This window comes from Mesonia aquimarina, assembly GCF_003667275.1.
Lineage (GTDB): Bacteria > Bacteroidota > Bacteroidia > Flavobacteriales > Flavobacteriaceae > Mesonia > Mesonia aquimarina.
Window position 1 is genome coordinate 300,789 of record NZ_RCNV01000002.1, and the last position, 22,843, is coordinate 323,631.

The 22,843-nt window shown below is 31.6% G+C and carries 22 protein-coding genes; 20 read left to right on the forward strand and 2 right to left on the reverse strand.

Annotated features, from left to right (window positions below):
- The first annotated feature begins 161 nt into the window (after positions 1-161).
- A complete protein-coding gene (locus D9R05_RS04865; protein ID WP_121666105.1) occupies positions 162-695 on the forward strand; it encodes an OmpH family outer membrane protein in 534 nt (177 codons plus the stop codon).
- A gap of 47 nt (positions 696-742) precedes the next feature.
- Here D9R05_RS04865 and D9R05_RS04870 read toward each other — a convergent pair whose 3' ends face one another.
- Entirely contained in the window at positions 743-1,891 is a 1,149-nt protein-coding gene (locus D9R05_RS04870; RefSeq protein WP_121666106.1) for a DNA polymerase III subunit, read from the reverse strand.
- 87 nt (positions 1,892-1,978) lie between these two features.
- Between D9R05_RS04870 and D9R05_RS04875 the strand changes: the two genes are divergently transcribed.
- From D9R05_RS04875 to D9R05_RS04885, 3 genes are read left to right on the forward strand one after another with little or no spacing between them, the layout of a single operon-like run.
- A complete protein-coding gene (locus D9R05_RS04875; RefSeq protein WP_121666107.1) occupies positions 1,979-3,163 on the forward strand; it encodes a phosphoglycerate kinase in 1,185 nt (394 codons plus the stop codon).
- Between the two features lie 42 nt (positions 3,164-3,205).
- Positions 3,206-4,759, forward strand: coding sequence for a lytic transglycosylase domain-containing protein (locus D9R05_RS04880; protein WP_121666108.1), 1,554 nt, complete (start codon positions 3,206-3,208; stop codon positions 4,757-4,759).
- A gap of 24 nt (positions 4,760-4,783) precedes the next feature.
- The gene (locus D9R05_RS04885) at positions 4,784-5,758 is read left to right on the forward strand and encodes a DUF4837 family protein (RefSeq protein ID WP_121666109.1); all 975 of its coding nucleotides are present in this window, start codon (positions 4,784-4,786) and stop codon (positions 5,756-5,758) included.
- Positions 5,759-5,834: 76 nt separating this feature from the next.
- Here the strand turns inward: D9R05_RS04885 and D9R05_RS04890 are convergent, their stop codons facing one another.
- The gene (locus tag D9R05_RS04890; RefSeq protein ID WP_162984903.1) at positions 5,835-6,035 is read right to left on the reverse strand and encodes a Sec-independent protein translocase subunit TatA/TatB; all 201 of its coding nucleotides are present in this window, start codon (positions 6,033-6,035) and stop codon (positions 5,835-5,837) included.
- A gap of 118 nt (positions 6,036-6,153) precedes the next feature.
- Between D9R05_RS04890 and D9R05_RS04895 the strand changes: the two genes are divergently transcribed.
- The 16 genes from D9R05_RS04895 (at position 6,154) to D9R05_RS04970 (ending at position 22,843) form a co-directional block, all read left to right on the forward strand.
- A complete protein-coding gene (locus tag D9R05_RS04895; protein ID WP_121666111.1) occupies positions 6,154-7,023 on the forward strand; it encodes a M23 family metallopeptidase in 870 nt (289 codons plus the stop codon).
- Positions 7,024-7,032: 9 nt separating this feature from the next.
- Positions 7,033-8,526 (forward strand): GH3 auxin-responsive promoter family protein, encoded by a 1,494-nt coding sequence (locus D9R05_RS04900; protein ID WP_121666112.1) that lies wholly within the window; start codon positions 7,033-7,035, stop codon positions 8,524-8,526.
- Positions 8,527-8,540: 14 nt separating this feature from the next.
- A complete protein-coding gene (locus D9R05_RS04905) occupies positions 8,541-10,220 on the forward strand; it encodes a DUF6909 family protein (RefSeq protein WP_121666113.1) in 1,680 nt (559 codons plus the stop codon).
- Positions 10,217-11,185 carry a hypothetical protein gene (locus D9R05_RS04910; RefSeq protein ID WP_121666114.1) on the forward strand — a complete coding sequence of 323 codons (969 nt, stop codon included), beginning with the start codon at positions 10,217-10,219 and terminating at the stop codon, positions 11,183-11,185. Before D9R05_RS04905 ends, D9R05_RS04910 begins: the two co-directional genes overlap by 4 nt.
- Positions 11,186-11,463: 278 nt before the next feature.
- Entirely contained in the window at positions 11,464-12,222 is a 759-nt protein-coding gene (gene cysQ / locus D9R05_RS04915) for a 3'(2'),5'-bisphosphate nucleotidase CysQ (protein ID WP_121666115.1), read from the forward strand.
- 25 nt (positions 12,223-12,247) lie between these two features.
- A complete protein-coding gene (locus tag D9R05_RS04920; RefSeq protein WP_162984904.1) occupies positions 12,248-13,705 on the forward strand; it encodes an oligosaccharide flippase family protein in 1,458 nt (485 codons plus the stop codon).
- Positions 13,698-14,810 (forward strand): polysaccharide pyruvyl transferase family protein, encoded by a 1,113-nt coding sequence (locus tag D9R05_RS04925; protein WP_162984905.1) that lies wholly within the window; start codon positions 13,698-13,700, stop codon positions 14,808-14,810. The genes D9R05_RS04920 and D9R05_RS04925 overlap by 8 nt, the downstream gene beginning before the upstream one ends.
- Positions 14,811-14,817: 7 nt before the next feature.
- Positions 14,818-15,807, forward strand: coding sequence for a glycosyltransferase family protein (locus D9R05_RS04930; protein WP_121666118.1), 990 nt, complete (start codon positions 14,818-14,820; stop codon positions 15,805-15,807).
- A complete protein-coding gene (locus D9R05_RS04935) occupies positions 15,807-17,021 on the forward strand; it encodes a hypothetical protein (protein ID WP_121666119.1) in 1,215 nt (404 codons plus the stop codon). The genes D9R05_RS04930 and D9R05_RS04935 overlap by 1 nt, the downstream gene beginning before the upstream one ends.
- Complete coding sequence (locus D9R05_RS04940; RefSeq protein ID WP_121666120.1) at positions 17,008-18,042, forward strand: glycosyltransferase family 4 protein; 1,035 nt, start codon at positions 17,008-17,010, stop codon at positions 18,040-18,042. The genes D9R05_RS04935 and D9R05_RS04940 overlap by 14 nt, the downstream gene beginning before the upstream one ends.
- The gene (locus tag D9R05_RS04945) at positions 18,035-18,457 is read left to right on the forward strand and encodes a serine O-acetyltransferase (protein WP_205589269.1); all 423 of its coding nucleotides are present in this window, start codon (positions 18,035-18,037) and stop codon (positions 18,455-18,457) included. The genes D9R05_RS04940 and D9R05_RS04945 overlap by 8 nt, the downstream gene beginning before the upstream one ends.
- 38 nt (positions 18,458-18,495) lie before the next feature.
- The gene (locus D9R05_RS04950) at positions 18,496-18,639 is read left to right on the forward strand and encodes a hypothetical protein (protein ID WP_162984907.1); all 144 of its coding nucleotides are present in this window, start codon (positions 18,496-18,498) and stop codon (positions 18,637-18,639) included.
- Positions 18,640-18,791: 152 nt separating this feature from the next.
- Positions 18,792-19,703, forward strand: coding sequence for a hypothetical protein (locus D9R05_RS04955; RefSeq protein WP_121666122.1), 912 nt, complete (start codon positions 18,792-18,794; stop codon positions 19,701-19,703).
- A 10-nt stretch (positions 19,704-19,713) separates the two neighbouring features.
- A complete protein-coding gene (locus D9R05_RS04960; RefSeq protein ID WP_121666123.1) occupies positions 19,714-20,682 on the forward strand; it encodes an SGNH/GDSL hydrolase family protein in 969 nt (322 codons plus the stop codon).
- Positions 20,683-20,694: 12 nt separating this feature from the next.
- The gene (locus D9R05_RS04965; RefSeq protein WP_121666124.1) at positions 20,695-21,639 is read left to right on the forward strand and encodes an SGNH/GDSL hydrolase family protein; all 945 of its coding nucleotides are present in this window, start codon (positions 20,695-20,697) and stop codon (positions 21,637-21,639) included.
- Positions 21,626-22,843, forward strand: coding sequence for an O-antigen ligase family protein (locus tag D9R05_RS04970; RefSeq protein ID WP_121666125.1), 1,218 nt, complete (start codon positions 21,626-21,628; stop codon positions 22,841-22,843). The genes D9R05_RS04965 and D9R05_RS04970 overlap by 14 nt, the downstream gene beginning before the upstream one ends.

Here is a 22,843-nt window from a genome sequence, read left to right on the forward strand (position 1 = left end):
TTTTGTTCATAAATTCTACTGAATTCCATTAAAAAGCTCTTATTTAATCGATTTATAATAATAATTATCTATTCGAAAATAATTTATATAAATTTAAACTATAGCAACTTATTTTCTTCATTTTATTTAAAATATTTACATTTGACCAAAATCAAAAAATCATGAAAAAGTTTGCCTTAATTTTTATAGCCGCACTTGCTATTTCTTGTAATCAAGATAAAACAGCTTATGTAGACAATACTGTTTTAATAAAGGAGTATAAGAATATGAAAGCTACCGAGGAGAGATTCAATGAAAAATCTAAGGAAATGCAAAAGGAGCTTGATGCTGTAGCAAAACAATTTCAAAATGAGGTAGAAGCTTTTCAGCAGCAGTCCGCTTCTATGTCAGATGAAGAATTGCAAAAAAAACGAACACAGTTGATGCAGCGTCAACAACAATTGCAACAACAACAGCAAGCTAAAAGTCAAGCTTTACGCGAAGAAAGTGATAAGGTAATTGATAGTTTAATAGACGAAGTAAAAGGCTTTGTTGTAGACTATGGTAAAGAACATAATTACACCTATATTTTTGGCTCTAATGAATCTGCAAACATTATGTATGCTAAAGAAGGAAAAGATATTACACAAGATGTTTTAAAAGAGCTTAACGGTATTGAAGAAACTACTTCTAAATCTGAAAAAAAGGAAGAGTAATTATTCACAAATCTATATGTATAACCGACTTTTATAGGTCGGTTTTTTTATGCTTTTTTGTGAAGTAATCGTGTTAATTTGATGGATAAATCGGTTAAAATTATTTTAGCATTTCCATTTCGTTCGATGTGAAAAATAGCTTTTTCCAATTCTTCAGTTATAGCTAAAATATTGTTTCCGTGTACAAAAGGAGCAAATTTAGAAAGATCAAAACCTTGTGTTTGCGATTCAAAAAAGACTAAATTTTCAGCTTTATAATTTAATAATAAAGCTTGCCTAAAAAAATCAATACAATAATTTAGAAATTTCTTTTGCGTTTCTCTTCCTGAAGCTGCAATTTCTTCTGCCCAAGCTAAAAGTTCACTAATGGCACTTTTATTTCCTTTAGCTTTAAAGGCTGTACGAATCCATTTTATAAATAATTGCTCAAAATCTTCATCTTCCGAGTTATGGTTTAGAATTTCTAAGGCTTTAGTAAAATTTCCATCAGCCTGATGCGCAATCTTTTTTGCCTCAAGATTGGCAACATCTTTTTTTAGCAATGCATTTTTTATATCAATTTCACCCAATGGCGGAAAATGTAAAACTTGGCATCGCGAACGGATGGTTTGTAAGATTTGTTCTTCATCTTCGGTAATAAGCAAAAAGATGGTTTTCTGAGGCGGTTCTTCAATTAATTTCAACAATTTATTGGCCGCAGCAATATTCATTTTTTCGGCACACCAAATCAGCATTATTTTATAGCCACCTTCGTAAGCTTTTAAAGAGAGAGATTTTACAATATCTTGGGCTTCATCTACGCCAATCCTTCCTTGTTTATTCTCAATATCTAATTTTTGATACCAATTAAATAAAGTACCGTAAGGATTTTCGGCAATAAATGCCCGCCATTCTTCTAAAAAATGACTTGAAACGGGGTGTTTTTTTACTTTATTTGTTCCTGCTACCGGAAAGGCAAAATGAAGATCTGCGTGGGCTAGCTTTTTAAAATTAAGGTTGCAAGAATTTTTACCGGTATTATTTTCTCCATCAGAATTTTGGCACAAAAGATATTGGGCATAAGCAATAGCCATAGGTAGAGTACCGCTGCCGTGCTTGCCAACAAATAACTGTGCATGCGGAATTCTACCGCGATCTGCACTTGTGGTAAGGTGATTTTTAAGGTGAGTTAAGCCAACTATTTCCGAAAATAACATAGGGCGAAATTAGCTATTTTTAATTTATTTTAAAGCAGACAAGCCTTAAAAACAAGAAATAATTAAATTTGAAGAAAAATAGAACTTATGATGACTCTAGACGACTATAATTTTGAAAATAAGCAAGCCTTAATCCGAGTTGATTTTAATGTACCGCTAAATGAAAATTTTGAAGTAACTGATACCACAAGAATAGAAGCTGCAAAACCTACTATTACCAAAGTTTTAGAAGATGGCGGTTCTGTAGTTTTAATGTCGCATTTAGGAAGGCCAGAAGGAAAAGAAGAAAAATTCTCTTTAAAACATATTGTAGCAAAAGTATCAGAAATTATAGGTGTTCAAGTTAAATTTGCTGAAGATTGTGTAGATGATGAAGCTCAAAAAGCATCTGATGAATTGGCAAATGGAGAAATTTTATTGCTCGAAAATTTACGTTTTCATCCGGAAGAAAAAAAGGGTGACGAAAATTTTGCTGAAAAACTAGTGCAACACGGAGACTGCTATATAAATGATGCTTTTGGAACTGCGCACAGAGCACACGCCTCAACCACCGTAGTTGCTAAATATTTTAACGAAAAATGCTTCGGATATTTATTAGCGAAAGAAATTGAAAGCCTTCAAGAAGTTCTAGACTCAGATGATAAAGTAACCGCTATTTTGGGCGGAGCAAAAGTTTCTTCAAAAATTACGGTAATTGAAAATATACTAGATAAAGTAGATCATTTAATTATTGGCGGCGGAATGACATTTACCTTTATAAAAGCGCAAGGAGGAAAAGTAGGAAATTCTTTAGTTGAAGAAGATAAATTAGACTTAGCCCTAGAAATTTTAGAAAAAGCAAAGGCAAAAAATGTACAAGTTCACCTGCCGAAAGATGCTATTATTGCCGATGCTTTTGCTAATGATGCAAATACAAAGATTACTGCTATAAATGAAATTCCAGAAGGCTGGATGGGTTTAGATGTAGGTCCGGAAACCTTAATAGACTTTGATAAGGTTGTATTAAATTCAGCTAAAATTCTCTGGAACGGTCCGCTTGGCGTTTTTGAAATGGAAAATTTTGCTAAAGGAACAATCTCCTTAGGAAACAGTATTGCGCAGGCAACAAAAAACGGCGCTTTTTCGTTAGTAGGAGGAGGAGATAGTGTAGCGGCTGTAAAACAATTTGGTTTCGAAGATAAGGTAAGTTATGTTTCTACCGGAGGAGGCGCTATGTTAGAAATGCTAGAAGGAAAAACGCTTCCAGGAATTGCAGCCATCAAAAATGCTTAGGCATCATTTTTGATATTATCTTAACAAAAATTAACAAAGTATATGAAGAAACTCTTTTTTCTGTTAGCATTTGGTTCAACATTATTGGTACAAGCGCAACAAAAATCGCATTTAGACAAGCAAGAAAACGACTCATTAATAGCAAAAGAGAGCCTTGTAGAACGCGATTTCTCTGCCATAAATCCCGCTCCGGAAATAATGAAAGATTCCGTAGTATTACGGTTAATGGATTATAAACCTGCTGCTCGCGTAGATTCTTTATGGGAAAAGGAGCTTTTAAATTCAGACTTATATAAAAAAATGCAAGAGGCAATTGTTAATGCAGCATATGCAGATTCTCTTGTAAAAAAAGAAGTTTCAACCGATACCTTAAAATCTCGTTTAGCTAGATTAAATGCAAAAACTCCATTTCGTGTAGAATATAATACTTCTTTAGAAAGCGTTATTAATTATTATTTGAAGCGCAATAGAGAATCGATGGAGCGTTTACTTTCGCTAAGTCATTATTATTTCCCATTATTTGAACAAAAGTTAGATCAGTACGATATTCCACTAGAAATGAAATATCTGGCTATTGTTGAATCAGCACTTAATCCGCAAGCAAAATCTAGAGTAGGAGCAACCGGACTTTGGCAGTTTATGTTTGCTACCGGAAAAATGCATGGGTTAGATGTTAGTAGTTATGTAGATGAACGTATGGATCCTGTTTTAGCAACCGATGCGGCTTGTCAATATTTGGCAAAATTACACGGTATGTTTAACGATTGGGATTTAGCTTTAGCATCGTATAATTCTGGCCCGGGTAATGTTTCTAAAGCAATTAGAAGAAGTGGTGGAAATACAAATTACTGGGAGTTAAGAAGATATTTGCCAAGAGAAACCGCGGGTTACGTGCCGGCTTTTATAGCAACAATGTATATTTTTGAATATGCAGAAGAGCATGGTTTTAATACTTACAAACCGCAAGTTACATATTACGAAACCGATACTATTCAAGTAAAGCAATTATTGAAGTTTGACCAAATTTCTAAAGTTACCGGAATTGATAAAGAATTACTTTCATTTCTTAACCCAAGTTATAAATTAGGAATTATTCCTTTTATAGAGGATGAAGAATATTATGTGCGTTTACCGATTAGAGAATCTGGCGTTTTTGTAGCCAATGAAAATGAAATTTACGGGCACGTAACAAAAGAGCTAGAAGAAGCAAAAGAAGAGTTACCACGTTATGTTGAAGCAGACGCAAAAATAAGATATCGCGTTCGTAGTGGAGATTATCTAGGCAGAATTGCTGAGCGTTATGGCGTTGGTGTAAGCAAAATACGACGCTGGAATAATATGCGAAATAATAATATTCGTGTGGGGCAATACTTAACAATTTACCCAAGAAAACCAGCTGAACAAATTGCGATTACCGCTTCAAAAAAAGAAGAAAAAAAATCGATTAAAGAATTTTATACCGTGAGAAAAGGAGATTCTCTTTGGAGTATTTCAAAAAAGTTTCCGGGGGTTACTGTTCAGAATATTCAAAAATGGAATGATATTAGCGGGAATAGATTAAAACCAGGAATGAAGCTCAAAATATCTAAGAGTTAAACACGCACTACAGGAAACTTTATTATGAAAAAACTAATCGTATTTCTAGCTATTATCAGTGTTTTTACAGGATGTAAAGACGGTAAAAAAGATCAAATTATATTAACAACCTCTTCGGGAAGGTTAAACCATCTTTCTATAATTTCAGATAATGATTTGTGGCAAGGAGAAATTGGCGAAATGTTACGAAATAAATTAGCAGCTCCCGTAGAAGGCTTACCGCAACAAGAACCTTTATTTACGTTAAGTCACATCCCGACTAATGCTTTTGAAGGTTTTGTAAGAAAAAACCGTACTTTTTTAAAAATACAAAAACGCGAAAAGGCATCGTTTAAAATTGTACAAGATACGTTTGCACGCCCACAAACAGGAATTTACATTTCCGGGCCTACAACAAGATCAATAGTTGATTTAATTGAGCAAAAAAGTTTAAAAATTATAACAAGTTTAAAAAATACAGAGATCAATGAACAGCAAAACCGTATCTCAAAATCACTAAAAAATGATAAGTTTTTAGAAGAAAAAATGGGCGTTTCTTTAAAATTCCCTACAGCTTATCGATATGCAAAAAGGAAGGATGATTTTTTCTGGATTAGAAAAGATATTCCTAACGGAAGCATGGAAATTTTGGTTTACGAAGTTCCGTTTAGTACCATAGAAAGCGACACCAATACTATTGGCGATATCATAAAAATGCGCGATTCTATAGGAAAACAATATGTTCCCGGACCAACAGAAGGAACCTATATGATTACCGAAGCGGCTTATGCTCCGTATTTATTTGAATCTAAAATTGATGGAAAGTTTGCTTATGAAACCAAAGGAACTTGGGAAGTAAAAGATGCATTTATGGCCGGTCCATTTTTAAACTATGCTGTTAGAGACCAAAAAAATAATCGTTATGTGGTTTTAGAAGGATTTGTTTTTAAGCCTTCAGCTACAAAACGAGACCATATTTTTGAAATAGAGTCTATTTTAAAATCAGCTAAGATTAAGTAAAGTAAAAAAAAGAAGCATAAAAAAATCCGAACAAAAATTGTTCGGATTTTTTTATTTAACCAAGACAATAAAAAAATTATTGCTTATTATTTTCAACTTTTTTATCAGTTTTCACGTCTTCTTCATCTTCTTTTGAGGCGTCTTTAAATTCCTTCAGACCGCTTCCTAATCCCTTCATTAATTCTGGAATCTTTTTCCCTCCGAATAACAAAAGAATGACAACAGCTATAACCACACCTTGCCAAACTCCAAATGCTAAAAATATTCCTAAAGTCATAATTTCAATTTTTTTCTAATACAAACTTAATAATTAATATCTAAAGATTACGTTAACTTCTTAATAAATCAATTACAAGAATAGAATATCCTATATTTGTGGCGTAAGAAGCTTAAGTATGGCAGAAAAAAGAGAGAAAAAACGCTTAGCAAAAAAACTCTTGCATAAGTATCGATTAGTAATCCTTAACGAGGATACTTTTGAAGAACGTTTTGCATTTAAGTTAACCCGCTTAAATGTTTTTGTTACAGTAGGCTTATCGGCAATTGTTCTTATAACCTTAACTATTTTACTGATTGCTTTTACGCCCTTACGCGAGTATATTCCCGGATATTCATCAACCGCATTAAGGCAACGTGCTACAGAATTAGTTTACACAACAGATTCTTTACAACAAGTTATAGAAAAAAGAAACCGTTACTTTTCATCTATCCGAAAAGTCTTGAGTGGCGATGTTTCTCCAGCAGAAATCCAAAACCAAGATTCTTCAGGATATACCAATGCAATTTCTCCAGATAGTATAAATTTAAATCCGTCTAAAGCAGACTCTCTTTTACGAGACAAAGTTGAGCAAGAAGATAAATACAATGTGTTTGATGTGGCTGTTTCACGTTTAGATTTTAAATTATTTGCACCGGTTAACGGAAGTATTTCTGAAGCATATGATGTAGAAAAGAAACATTTTGCAGTAGACATTGTAACGGCTGAAAACACGCCCGTAAAAGCAACAGCAGACGGCACAGTAATTTTTGCCGAATGGACTTCAGAAACCGGTTTTGTTATTATTTTAGAACACAGTTACGGATTAATTTCTGTTTATAAACACAACTCTTCGTTGACAAAAGAACAAGGAGAATTGGTGAAAGCAGGCGAAGTTATTGCTATGGTAGGTTCTACCGGAGAATTTACCACCGGACCACACCTTCATTTTGAATTGTGGAGCGATGGTTATCCTGTAAATCCAAGTGAATTTTTAGAGTTTGAATAAATACACTTTATGTCTTTAAAATCTATTTCGGCCAAAATATTTGCTAAAATCATCAAGAAAAAAATTGATCATTGGGCAAAGAAACCTGTAGAAACACAACAGAAATTATTAAAGTCACTTATAGAAAGTGCTAAAGACACAAAGTTTGGTAAAGACCATGATTTTTCGTCAATAGCTAATGCAAAAGACTTTGCCATTAAAGTTCCTATAAGAGATTACGAAGCCTTAAAACCTTATGTGGATGAAGTAGTGGCTGGAAAAGATAATATTCTCTGGCCAGGAAAACCCCTTTACTTTGCAAAAACCTCAGGGACAACAAGCGGAGCAAAATATATACCGTTAACTAAAGCTTCTATGCCGAGTCATATTGAAGGAGCACGAAACGCAATTTTGTGTTACATTGCAGAAACCGGTAAAGCAGATTTTGTAGATGGAAAAATGATTTTTCTGCAAGGAAGCCCGGTTATGCACGAAAAAAACGGCATTAAAAATGGTCGACTTTCCGGAATTGTAGCACATTATGTACCGGCTTATTTACAGAAAAACAGATTGCCAAGCTGGGAAACTAATTGCATAGAAGATTGGGAAGAAAAAGTAGAAGCTATTATTGAAGAAACCTTACCTGAAGATATGGCTGTTATCAGCGGTATTCCCTCTTGGGTACAGATGTATTTTGAGCGAATTCAGCAAAAAACAGGAAAAAAAATAGGCGAGGTTTTTCCTAATTTTAACCTCTTTATTTATGGAGGAGTTAATTTTGAACCCTACCGCACGAAGTTTGAAGAATTAATAGGTAAAAAAATTCCAAGTATAGAATTATTTCCGGCTTCCGAAGGTTTTTTTGCTTATCAAGATTCACAAAAAGAAAAAGGAATGTTGTTGCGCTTAGATGCCGGCATTTATTATGAATTTATTAAAGCAGATGAATTTTTTGAAGAAAACCCTAAACGACTCACAATTGGCGAAGTAAAAAAAGACATTAATTATGTTATGATAATTTCTACCAATGCAGGTTTATGGGGCTATAATTTAGGAGATACGGTTATGTTTACTTCAATAAAGCCCTATCGTGTTATTGTTTCCGGTAGAATTAAACATTTTACCTCTGCCTTTGGAGAGCACGTTATTGCTAAGGAAGTAGAATATGCTATGAAAGAAGTAGCGGCAAAAATGAAAGTTCAAATTAACGAGTTTAGCGTAGCGCCACAAACCAATCCTAAAGAAGGCTTGCCGTATCACGAATGGTTTGTAGAATTTGAAAAAAGCCCCAAAAAATTAGATACCTTTGCAAAAGCGCTAGACGAAGCATTGCAAGCACAGAACAGCTATTATAAAGATTTAATTGAAGGAAATATTTTACGTACTTTAGTGATTAACACGGTTGCAAAAGGCGGATTTAAAAGCTATATGAAATCTATCGGAAAACTAGGAGGACAAAATAAACTGCCTCGCTTATCTAACGATAGAAAAATTGCAGAAGCACTAGAAAAAATCGATAAATAAAAACGATAAGATTTATGAATACGGTAAAAAATATAGGCAGAAATAGAGCGCAAGAAAGCTCTAACGCTATTGAGCGGCTCTATATTACCATGCGTCATTTATTTAATCGCGGTTTTTATAAACCAATGGGCGTTTCCGGAGAAACCCTTCGTGAAGCGTTATTAATTTTACGTCCTGAAATTTACGGAAGTGTTGCAGAAAATAAAGTAGAATTAAACGGATTGTTATATGTTGTAGATCGCTTGCCGGTTGGCATAGAAGAATGTCGTTATATTAACTTAACCAGTGACGAAGGCTATGGCGAATCTCATTTTAAACCGATTGTTCCACCAAAAAGAAGAAGAAATTGCTACCGAATAGATGAGGAGCAAATGAATATTGAAATAACACGTGGACGTTCAGAAATTTATGATATTCTTACCCATCTAACCTTTCTTTTTATCGAATCTCATAAAATAATGCGTCGGGTAATTATTGATGAAGAAGATAGTTTAACGCGCGATTGGCAAAAGCTGGAAGAAGCAGTTCATAAAAAAGAATTATCACAAGCAGAACGAGAAATTGCATTAACACATACCGCAAATATTTTAGGACGTACTTTTCAAGAAGTATCGCATATTTATCCGCTATTCAGTACACCCGAAAATAACAAACGGTTTTTACATCTAATATATTATTTAGGTCGTTTAGCAATCGATGAAAGTATTCATAATAATAAACGTATTGTTACCTTTACACCCGTACTTCGTGAACGCTTAGGGCATCATATTCACGGGGAAATTTGGGCCGATAAAATAAAGCAAACCTTAGCAGAAAAAGGCTTACTAAATCGTGAAATTCATATCATTAGTGCCAATATGCATAGTGTTATGAATACGCTTTATGCGCCTATAGCTTTAAAGGAAGAATTAAAAAATAAATCGAGAGAAGAACTTTACGAAGCCTTAAGTAACAGCGCCAACGGTAAGTTGCGAATGAAAGTTCAGAAAACGGCTTTAGAAAATGGAATGGTTTATATAGAAGACCAGAGTGGTGCCAATATAAATGTGCAACTTTTTGATACTTCAAAAATAAATCATCCGGAAAAACGATTTCAAGCAGATATTGAAAATGCTCCTGTTTTAATTGTGATGGACTATGCTTTTGGTGAGCAAGCTTACGAAACCATGGATGAATTGCTAAAACCTTACGCAACCATCGAAGAAAAAGTTCATCTACCGGTTAACTCAATCTCAATTATGGGTAAAGCGGGAATTTTGGAAGGTAAAAAAGGAGATATTATGATTCCGAATGCACATCTATTTGAGGGAACAGCAGATAACTATCCGTTTAAAAATAAGCTTAAAAAGAAACATTTAGCCGGCCATGGAATTCAAGTATATGATGGAGCTATGATAACCGTCTTAGGAACATCACTTCAAAATAAAGATATTTTACGCTTTTTTCATGATTCTACCTGGAATGTTATTGGCTTAGAAATGGAAGGAGCACATTACCAAAAAGCAATACAAGCAGCTTCACGCTTACGTGGAAATATAAAAAACAAAGTAAAGGTACGATACGCATATTACGCTAGTGATAACCCTTTAGAAACCGGAAGCACATTAGCTTCAGGTGGATTAGGAACTACAGGTGTAAAACCAACCTATTTAATTACAGAAAAGATTTTAGAACAAATTTTTGAAAACGAATGAGCACAAAACAAACAACCAAAGAAGAAACAGATGTAATTGATCTGTACGAACTTACTAAAAAAGTTTTTTATAAAACACTACAACTTTTTTTTAGGTTTATTAATTTCTTGATTAGGAATATAGTTATAATAGCAATATTAATTGCTATAGGTGGCGGCTTAGGCTATTTTCTAGATAAAAATAAACCTGATATTTACAAAACAGAGTTTATTGTTGCAACAGATTTTGATGCCGCTGAATATTTATATAAGTCGATTGAAGAATTAAAATTTGGGCTTAAGCACTATAACGATTCTTTTATGAACGAATTGGAAATACCTAAAGAGAAAGCTGCTAAAATAAACTTAGACATAGAGCCCATTGTCGTATTAAATGAACTTAATAAAGAAGAACAAGCTTATGCAGAGTTTTTAGACGAAAACATTGAAATTGAACAGAAAGAAAGATTGTATATCAATAGTGTAAAACGTCATAAGCTTACATTATACCATCCTGATGATATTGATTCTAAAGAGTACTTGACAAAAATAATTAAATATCTTAGGAAAAATGATTATTACCAAGACCTTTATTCATTATATGAAAAAGAAGCAAATCGCCAATATAAAAGCACAACAAATCTTTTAAGTCAAATTGACTCATTAGTTATAAACTACTCAAACAGTTTTAGACAAGAAAAGTATACCACTCCAGGGGTTACCTATTTTAACTCTGGAACGGTTATGGATCTAGGAATGGTTCTAGAAAACAGAACGCTTATTCAAGACGATGTTAACCGTCTTTTAGAAAATACAATAACAAGTACAGAGTTTTTAAAAATTATTGATAAGGGCTCTCCAAGAAACTTAGAGCATTTTAATCCATTTTCTCGTAAAATGTATTTTTATCCAGTTCTATTAGTTCTTATTTTTATTTTAATTAAATTAATTAGAGTGATTTATAGAAAGGCTAAAGCACTATCATAAAAGCTTTAATTTTTACAAAAAAATGCCTTAAAAATCACCAAAAAATTTTAATTAAGCATATATGAGAGGTAGCGTTTGTAAACACTTATAGTTTAACTACTATGAAGACGCTAAATAACTTCATAACAGGATGTTAAATACTTCTAAAATTTAAATTAATTTGTGAGTAGAAACCTCAGACTAGCAAAAAAGTTTACTAGAATTGTATAAACTTAACAAACTCATTTTATCCAATACTAGATCTTTGTACTAGTAGTGATATTTAAAAGAAAATTATTATGGATTTAAACCAGTTCCTACCTTTAATTATTGATGCCAGCCGTGATGCCGGAATCAAAATCATGGAAGTCTACAATTCTGAAAGTTTTGATGTAGAACAAAAGCAAGATGACTCCCCTTTAACTCGCGCCGATAAATTAGCAAATCAAGCAATTACTAAGCGTTTACAAGAAACAGACTTCCCTATTCTTTCTGAGGAAGGAGCAAAAATCCCTTATGAAGAACGAAAAGATTGGGAATATTTTTGGATGGTAGACCCCTTAGATGGAACTAAAGAATTTATTAAGCAAAATGGTGAGTTTACCGTGAATATTGCATTAATTCATAAAAATGAACCGATTTTAGGTGTCGTTTATGCACCGGCTTTAGATAAAATTTATTTCGGAGGAAAAGGACTTGGAGCCTATCGTTCAGAAAATATGGATCCACAAGACCAACTGAAGTTAATTAAGCACGAAAAAGGGCCAACAAGAATAGTAGCTTCACGCTCGCATTTAAATAAAGATACAGAAGATTATATTAATCAATTTAAAGAGGCAGAAACGGTTTCTATGGGAAGCTCTTTAAAGTTTATGCTACTTGCCGATAGCGAAGCAGATATTTATCCACGTTTTGCGCCTACAATGGAATGGGATACTGCTGCTGCTCATGCCGTTCTAAAAGGTTTAGATCTTGAAGTAATGAGTATGGAAGATGATAAACCTTTACGTTACAATAAAGAAAATCTTTTAAATCCGTATTTTTTAGTAAAACGATAATTTAATTATTTTTTTGCGTGCTATGTTGAACAAAATAAAATCATTTGCTTTTTCTTCAAAGGACGCAAAAGAGGTTACTATAAATTCATTTTGGTCTGTTATTGGAACAGTCATTTCTAAAGGATTGGCCTTTTTGGGATGGGTGGTTGTTGCTAATTTTTTGGGTAAAGAACTAAATGGTGAAATTGGTATAGTGCGTTCAACCATTAACCTATTTCTTATTTTCGTTGGATCTGGATTAGGGCTCACAGCAACACGTTATATATCCAAATATAAAAATGAAACGAGAACCAAAACAGCTAATATTGTAAGCTTAACACTTTTAACAACACTTATATTTGGACTATTTATTAGCTTACTGTTCTATTTTTTTTCATCTAGTCTTGCAAAAACTTTAAATGCTGTAGGTCTTACTGAAACTTTAAAACTCGGAGCATTTTTATTATTCTTTGGAGGTTTAAACGGTTCTTTAAAAGGATGTTTAGAAGGTTTTCAGTTATTTAAAGCAGCAGCAATCATTAATATTATATTTAGTGTGGCTTTATTTTTCGGCTTGTATTTTGGAGCAAAATTTAATAGCGTAGAAAGTACATTTACAGGTTTTTTATTAGCTACAATTCTACACTTTATTCTTCAAAGTATTTTACTTTGGTTTGAGTTAAAAAGAAGAGCCATTAAACTTACAGTTCGTTTAAAAGAGGAAATACCAGTTCTTTCAAAATTTACAATTCCTGCAATTTTAAGTGGAGCAATGGTAGTGCCTTTTAAATGGTTAGCTGAAGCTTTGCTGGTAAATCAGCCCGAAGGATATATAGAAATGGGTTTATTTGCAGCTATTATCTTATTTCAGACTTTACTATATATGATTGCAAATACTCTAAACGCTCCTTTAATTACATTGATGGCTAAGAAAGGAGAAAATTTAAAAATTGATAAAATTAGTTTAATATTACCTTGGGCAATAGGTGTTTTTGGAGCTCTACCATTTATCTGTTTTCCAGAACTATTTGGGTTAATTTTTGGTGACGAATATTTGAAGGATGCTAATTTTTTTAGTACCTATTTAATAGTTCTGCTGTTTACAATCGTAATGCTTTACAAGCAAGGTATTGCTAGGATTATGGTTCTTAACGATCTAATGTGGTTTAGTTTTTTAAGTAACTTGATTTGGGGTTTAAGTCTTACAGGAAGTTTCTTTCTTTTAAAAGATAGTGGAGCTGTTGGTCTTGCTTGGGCATACTTAATAGCCTACACTATCAATGTAATTATTGTGATACCATTATACTTAAAGCGAAAAATTATACCAAGATTTTTGGTATTTTCTCCTTATGCTATTAGTTTATGGATAGGCGTTTTAGGTTTAGCTTTTATTTGTTTTTATTTTGAAATGAATTTATTCATAAAAGCGGCTGTAGCCTTAATAAGTAGTTTTATTTTTGTATTCTTATTTTACAAACTTTTCAACTTCTCTAAAAATGCTTAAAAAAGGAAGTATAGATATATTGGTAAAAGGAGCTTATGGTGCAAAAAATTTTGGGGATGATGCCCTTCAATTTTTTTTAACTGAATGGTTTAAAAAGAACCATTATAAAGTTGCTTTTATAACAAAAAAATCAAAATATTTAAAAAAAATGTTTCCTAATACTCGTCTTATTTCTCAAGACCAGGCATTTAATGTTGATGCTAAAACACTTATTTTAGGTGGAGGAACACAGTTTTTTGCTTTCAATAAAATTAGTTTTAAAGAAAAATTAGCTTTTTATATAAAGCACCTTTCCTTTAAAAAATTGCTTTTTACTTTTCAGAAAAGAGTTTTAAAACAAAAAATGCGAGCTAATAAAAGCATTGGTCTGGGTTTAGGCTTGGGACCATTTCAAGAAAACACACCACAACTTACAGCAGCAAGCAATAGTATAGCAGCGTTAGATGAAGTATTCACAAGAGATCGTTTAAGTTTTGAGTTTGCTAAATCTTTAAATAGTAAAGCATTAAAATTTACCGATATTTGTTTTCTTCCAGGAATTATAGACTTTTCTAAATTTAAACAGCCCAAAACAAAGATAAAAAAAGTAGGGATAATTGTTAGAGATTGGAACTTGTCCTCTGAAGGTAAACAATATTACAAAAAACTTCAGCAAGAAGTAGAGCGTTTAAAAAGCCTAGGTTACTTACCTACTTATATTTTATTTAAACCTGAATCTTATTGGCAAGAATATTTAGAAAATCAACAGGAAAAATACATTGTTTGGAATCCTGAAAAGATGAAAATAGTAGATTTTCTTAAAGAATTAATGGAATTTGATTTAATGATAAGCGCTCGTTTTCACGGAATTATTTTTGCTTCACTTTTAGGTATTCCAAGCATTAGTATAGGTATAGAGCAAAAATTAAAAGTTGTAGGTGAATTTTTTCCTAATTCTTTACAAGTTTGGCCCTATCCTTTTTCAGAAGATCTTATAGAAAAAGTAAATGACGTACAAAAGAACTATGCTCAAGTGCAGAAATCCCTTCAGCAAGAAACAAACAACAATCAAATTTTAGCTCAAAATATGTTTAACGAGCTAAAAAAAGTAATACAAAATAATTAATAAGCTTTTGAAACTTCTATTTTATATCACGCAATTTGATCAAGTAAAGGATGCTACACAGTTCTATTTAGAAACTATTTGTGAAGCGCTTACAGGTTCTGCTAAAATGCAAATGACTGATAAAATAAGTGATTTAAAAGATGCAGACTACGTAATGACTTTTACGGTAACCGATTTTTTTAGGCTAAAGTTAAAGAACCCAAAAATAAAGATAATTCATTGGTTTCAAGGAATTATCCCTGAAGAGGCGCGCTTAAAAACCAAAAATAGAAAGCAATACTTTGCATTTAGTATGTTAGAACGTTTTACGTTAAAGTTTGCTATTTTTAACTTTTTTGTTTCTGATGCGATGAAGAATCATTACAGAAAAAAATACGCATATAAAAAGAAAAACTATTTTATAATGCCCTGCTTCAATGGTAAACTTCAGCATAAAAGAGCTTTTTTCGAAAAAGATTATACAAACCCAGATTTTGTTTATATAGGCTCTATGGCTACTTGGCAATGTGTAGATACTGTTTTGAGTGTGTTTAAATCGGTAAAGGATAAAATTCCGAAAGCACGTTTAACACTATTAACAGGACAGCAAGAAAAAGCAGAAAAAAAATGTGCAAAGTATAATGTAGAAGCAAGTATAGGCTACGTGCCCTTAGAGAATATAGATCAGGAATTATTGAATTATAAATATGGTTTTCTATTGCGTGATGATATAAATGTAAACCGTGTGGCCACTCCCACAAAAATGAGTACTTACATGGCTAGTGGAGTTGTTCCTGTTTACACGGATGTTATTGAAGCTTTTTCGGTTTTTAATTCATTAAACTATCAAGTTAAAATTAACAATAGTACCGTTACAGATATAGCTGAAAAGATTATCAATTTTGAAAAACAAGCGATTGATAATGAAATTTTATATGAAGAATATAAACAAGTTTTTGAGAATTATTATAGCAAAAAAAAATATATCAAAAATATAAAGGAAATTTTTAAAGCTTAATGAATTCAATATTATCAATAAAAAGAGATACTTTGGATAAAGCATTTTTGCTTTTTCCTGTTATTTTGATTTTCATTTCTGAGATTTTACACTTTATATTTCCTTCTATAGGAGTTGCAGTAAAGTTTTTGGGTCTAATTTCTATGGTTGGTATTAGTATTCTAAAAGGAAAATTTAATACTAATTCCCTAATAATTTTTGCCTTTTTAATTCCGGTTTTAATTTATCATTACTTTGTTTCGTTTAGCTATAAAGCAGCCACAGAAGAGTTAGTTCGCTACTGTTTCCCGATAGTTATTTTGTTTTATAGTTATACCTTAAAGGACCAGTTTAAATTGATTTTTAATTTTTTTCTTGTTTTCTTCTTTATAAATCTATTCGCACAAATAGTTAATTATATTTTATGGCAAAAAGGCGTAGTTTTATGGTTTTTTGATACACATGAAAACGGATCATATACTATTCCTTCTGTATATGGTTTTATGCGGGCTACAGGAGTTTTAGGATTCTTCAGTCTTTTTGGTTTTTTCTATTTATTAATGTTTTTTATTATAGAAACCTATTATAAAGGAAGGTTTAAGGTTGTTTTATTGTTACTTTCTTTATCAGGGCTTTTTGCAAGTATATCTTATAAAGGAATTGTAACTTTTTTAGTATTGATTTTTGTGTTTTCTAAAAAGAAACTACAAATAATTAGTGGGTTTATTTTTTTAGCTGCAATTCTCGTCTTCTCATTTCCTGATAAGGCTTTAGAGTTTTATGAAGGAGCTTTATTAAGAACTGAATTATACATTTCTGAAGGGAATTCTGCCAGAGCAGAATCGTATAGAGTTATGGCAAACCATACGGGTTTATTAGGAGAGGGTTTAGGTAGTTTTGGCGGTCCGGCTTCTGTAGACTACGGATCTCCATTTTATAGAGAAGTAAATTTTAATTGGTTTGGATTAAAATTAGGAACTACAGACACTTATTTTCCACATCTATTTATTGAAGTTGGTTTAATAGGAGCTTTGTTATATATACTTTTCTTAATGTCACCACTTTTAAAGAAGAGAATTTCTGTTCGTGCATTACGGATTTTAGGCATTATTTATTTTGCCTTATTTTTTGATGCTGCTTTTTCATATTCCTTAAATAATACGGGTTATTTAATGGTTGCCTTAATTTGGGTTTTTCCAGTAATTTATTATTCTCAACAAAATGAAAAAGCCTAAAAAAATTTTAATGGTTGGTAATTTACCGACTGAAGACTCACGTTCTATTGGAGGAGCAACGGTTTTAACGCAACGTATTTTTGAGTTTATAAAAACCAAAGCAACAATAGATCTTTATTTTTTAACAATCAGGAAGCATTGGAAACCTAAAGCCCAAATTATAGACTACTTATGGTTTCCATTTCGGTTTCTGTGGTATCAAAAAAGTTATAATCATATAAGTTTTCATGCCTCAACAGATTTTCACCTTACCGTTGGACCTATCGCAACAGGATTTTGCAGGTTATTTAGAAAAAAATATAGCTATCATTTTTTTGGTGGAAATTTTCATAAAAAATTTCAGCAGTTACCTAAGTTTTATCAAAAATGGATAAGAGCTACTATTTTAAAAGCGGATACCGTTTTTATGGAAACCTTAGAAATGATTCGTTATTTTGAAGCTGATGATATCAACTTAGAATGGTTGCCTAATTCTAGAAAAACACCGCCGGTTAATACACCTCCTAAAAAGTTTGAAAAGCGTTTTGTTTTTATTTCTAGAGTTACACCAACCAAAGGTATAGATACAATTATTGAAGCAGTAAAAAACTTACCACGAGACTATATAATTGATATTTACGGACCTTTAGATGAGCGTTTTTATAAGAAAGAGCATTTTGATAAGTTTAAAATAAATTATTACGGAAGTATTTCTGCAGATGAGGTTATTCCAACACTTTTAAGATATGATGTTTTACTTTTACCTACATTTCATCCAGGAGAAGGGTACCCGGGCATTGTTATTGAAGCTTTATCGGTTGGTTTACCGGTAATAAGTACAAAATGGAATGCTATAGAAGAATTAATTACAGATGAGATAAGCGGAAAAATAATTCCTATAAAATCCAGCCAAGCCTTAACCAAAGCTATACAAAGCTTTACACCAGAAAATTATCCCCTTTTTAGTAAAAATGCCTTAGATAGTTTTGCTAACTTTAATTCAGATTTGGTTTTTAAAAGAGTTGTTGAGAGTTATGATTAATGCCTATTCTTTTTATCAAGTAGCACATAAGCTGTATCAAAAGAAAATTCCTATTCTTCCGAAGCTTATAAAATTACTTTGTTTTTTAATTTATAATTCGAGTATTCCGTACGAATGTGTGCTAGGAAAAGGAACGCGTTTTGCTTATAGCGGAATTGGAGTTGTACTTCATAAAAGAACCGTAATGGGAAAAAACTGTATGATTGGTGCGCAAGTAACCGTTGGCGGAAAATCAGGCCATTATGAAGTTCCTACAATAGGAGATAATGTTTACTTGGCAACAGGTTCAAAAATTTTAGGACCTATAAAAATAGGCAATAATGTAACCGTTGGTGCTAACGCAGTAGTAATTAATGACATTCCCGATAATTGTGTGGTTGCAGGAGTCCCGGCAAAAATCATTAAAAAAGGATGATGAAGGATTTTTTGAAGTTTCATTTACGGCATAACTTTTTGTTAAAAAAAGAAATAAAAAAAATAGACAGCCACTTTCAATTAGATGCTTTAGCAGAAAAACAAAACAAAGCTTTTTTAAAACTTATAAAGGCTGCAAAAAAACCAAGTTTTATCCAGAATTTTATGAAAAAAATGGAGTAGATATTTGTCAAATTCATTCGTTAGACGATTTAAAAAAATTACCTATTCTTCAGAAAAAGCATATAAAAGAAAATCCTTCAGCCTTCTTAGCTCAAAAGAAATATCTAGCAAAAACAAAAGCTTACACTAGTGGAAGTACCGGTTCACCGTTAATGGTTTATCGCGATTTTAAATCAATTTTAATAGAAAATGCTTACGTTTGGTGGTTCAGGCAACGAGCCGGATTAGCTATTCAAGATAGAAAAATTTCTTTGCGAGGAGATTTAGATAGAAGCAAGCTTTTCTATTTTGATAAAGTTGCAAATACACTTTTTATTTCAAGTTATCATTTAAATAGAGAAAAATTTCCGCAGATTGTAGAGAAAATAAATCAGTTTCAACCCAAAGCTTTATTGGCTTACCCAAGCTCTGTATTTACATTAGCGGGTTTGTTAGAGGAAACAAATAAAAAATTAACTATTCCGCTAGTTTTTACAAGCTCTGAAAGCCTATTGGCTTTTCAGCAAGAAAAAATTCAGCAGTATTTTCAGTCAAGAATTTTTGATTGGTATGGGACTGCAGAACGTACAATTGCTTTATATTCAGAAAACGGAAAATATTATGAACCGCCTTTGTATTCTTTCAATGAATATCAGAAAGATAAAATAATTTCTACTGGTTTTATAAATACACTTTTTCCGATAATTCGCTATCAAGTAAATGATGTAATTCAGCATCAAAATAAATATGATGAAAATCATAAATCACTAGAGATTGAGGGAATTCACGGAAGGATAGAAGATTATATTTTACTTCCTGATGGTTCAAAAATCGGCAGAATGGATGTAGCTTTTAAAAATATTAAAGGAATAAAAAAGGCACAACTTATTCAACATTCATTACAAAAAGTAGAGGTGTTATTAGTTACTGAAAATTTTACTTCCTCTGAGAAAATAAAACTTCAGCAAAACTTAACAAATAGATTAGGAAAACAAATAGAAATTTTTATTAACGAAGTTGATGAAAATAAACTACAACATGCTGAAAATAAAAAGTTTAAATTTGTAATCTCTAAATTGAGTTAAAAAAGATAAGTTGAAAAAAAAGCTTTTTTTATTAGTTTTAATTCTAACGCAATTTTTTATTTCTTGTGAAGATGATTATATGGAAAAAGAATTGCCCGAAGTAAAAGTATTAAACTCATTAGGTGTTTTTTCTATAGCTATAGAAGATAATCAACTTATTTTAGCGCCAAAACACACAAAGATTACGGCTCCTTTATTGTACCAAGATGATATAAATAATTTTAATTTCAATGCATTATATCGAATAAAAAATGAAGAGGGTGAAATGGGGTATTTTCGTTTTGGTTGGATAGAATATAAAGATTCTGAAAATATACTTTCTAATATAAATTGGTTTTACACAAATCCGCCTACAACTTGGGGTTTTGAAGATTTTACTATAGAAACTGTTGAGGTCGCTTCAACTCAGAAAGGAAATTTAAAAGTTTGTACGATTGGTGATAGTCAGACGTGGTGGAGTAAATCTTCACTTTTAAGAAAAAAGATGAATGATATTTATCCTGATCTTTATTTCACCGGAAGCAACACAGATATTTATGGATTTCCTCATGAAGGAGAAGGAGGAAATGACACCAAAAAAGTACTCGAGCGAATGGGAAAAATTCCCGAAGCAGACTTCTATACCTTATTAATTGGAACAAATGATTGGAAAAACGATATTTATAAGAGTACAGAAAATATAAAAGAGATTATTAATTATCTTTTAAAAAAATATCCTTCATCAAAAATTATTTACCTTAGTCCCCTGCCTACAATAAATGGAGAAAGAGATCGCTTTAATCAAGCTTTAAAGTTAAATGTGATGAAATTTGCAGAAAGAAATCCGAAAATATTATCATTTTCTTTAGGCGAAAAAATGCGTGAAAATAAAAATTGGGCAACAGATTATTTTAAAGAAGATGGTTTGCACCCAAACGAAGAAGGGGTAAAGTTTATGGCAGAAAACATTACCTCTTTTATAAAACAAGAAACGGATTAATCTTTATAATCTATGAAATTTATTTCAAAAAAATTAATCGGATTCACATTTTTAGGATTCCTTGTTTATCTAACCATAGACTTCCTTCAAAAGAAGGAAGAAAATTTTTGGCAATTTAATTACAATTGGGAGGAAATAGAAACTGTACAAAAACTTGGTAAAGTAAGCCTAGACTCTGTACAAGTTAACTATTTAGAAATTTCGACCGATAAAAATGTTTCTACTGAAAATGTTCACACAATTGCCTTAGGAGAAGGGGCAAACAAGACCTATTTTAATTTTGAAAACTCCTATGTTAACAATCAAAAGATTAAGTTTACAGGTGGTTTTTGGGTGCTAAATGATCCTATAAAAAATAAAGAAAATGTTGAAGCAGAATTGATTAATTTACCTTTAAAACAAACCGGGGAACTAAAAATTAATATAATAACAGATTCCCAGCTTTTATGGCGAGGGGGAAGAAGCTTCAGAAAATGGCTTAAAGAAAAAAATAGTAATCTTTATTTTGTAGGTGATAAAATAGACTTATTCGGATTTCCTTATAACGGTGAAATTGTAAACACTACAGAGAAAACTTTAAACAACAGAAGTAATATTCCTAAAGCAGATCTCTATGTAATTTCATTAGGAACTCATGAGTCGCAAAGAACAATTCAAGAAAGTGTTAAGAATTATAAAAAGCTGATGAAAGAATTACAGCAAAAAAATAATTCAGCTACTATATTTATTGTTAATGCGCCGCCCTCTTTAGATAAAAGAAGAAACACATATAACAAAAAATTGAACAAAGCCTTAGCGACAATAGCAAATGCAGAACAAGTACAAATAATAGATTTTTACAAATTAGTAGAAAATAATTATAAAAACTTGTTGGTTCAAGATCAAATTCATTACCAAAGCGAAGCCTATAAAATGTTGGTAAATCACATTAATAAGCAAATCCATGGAATTAAGTAAATTAAAAATAAATTTTTTTAATTGGAGTTTAGTATTGCTTTTTATCACCTTGCCAATGCCCAAATATAGCTTGAGCACACAAGCTTTAATTGTATTGGCTATTTCATGGCTATTATTAAATTCATTTAAAGAAAAAGTTAGATTATTAAAAGAACATTCTTCGAGTATATTATTATTAAGCTCACTTTATGGAGTAATGTTAGTTGGAATGATTTATACTGAGAATTTAGATCAGGGTCTTGAACAACTGAAAGACAAGCTTCCTTTTTTAATTATTCCCATAATAATAGGGACTACACAAACATTAACCAGTGATAATAAATTTAAGTTCATTAAAATTTTCAGTATTTCTGTTGTATTAATGGCTTTGTTTGCCTTAGCAAAAGCTTGGTATATTCATGCATTAGGAATGGGTGATTATTTTGTATATGATAAACTATCCATTTTGTTAAATAAGCACACCACATACTATTCGCTGTATTGTGTAATCGCAATAAGCTATTTTTTATATGATTTACTTCAATTAAAAAAAACAAATCTGCTTTTTTCAATAGTAGCCATCATCATTTTGCTTTTTTTCATTTACTTGTTAAGTGCAAGAATTGCTATAATAGCACTAATTGTGGTTGCCATTTATTACATAAAAATGCGAATAACCCACCGTAAGCAAAAGGTCTTTTTAAGTCTGTTAGTTATAGGTATATTATCAAGTACATTACTTTTTAGTAGTAATTATACTGCACGTTTTGAGTCGATATCTAAAAACCCAAATGAATTAACAGAAAACAATGAATTTAATACAAGGCTAATACATTGGAAATCTGCTTTAGAAACATTAAATACATCAAGTTATATATTTGGTAAAGGTACTGGAGATGGTAAAGAAAACTTATATCAGCAATATTTGAAAAACGATTTTACTATCGGCTACCTTCAAAAATATAATGCGCACAATCAATATATAGAATTTTTATTATCAAATGGTTTACTTATTATAATAGCGTATTTTTGCCTGCTATTAGCAGCATTAATTTATGCCATCAGATTTAACGATTTGTTTGGTGTTTTAGTGGTTTTATTATTTATGATGTATTCTATTACAGAATCCATTTTAGAACGGCAATCAGGTGTATTAATTGTAGCACTCTTGTGCAGCGTGATACATTTTAGTAATAAAGAATTGTTGAATAAAAAAAATAGATAA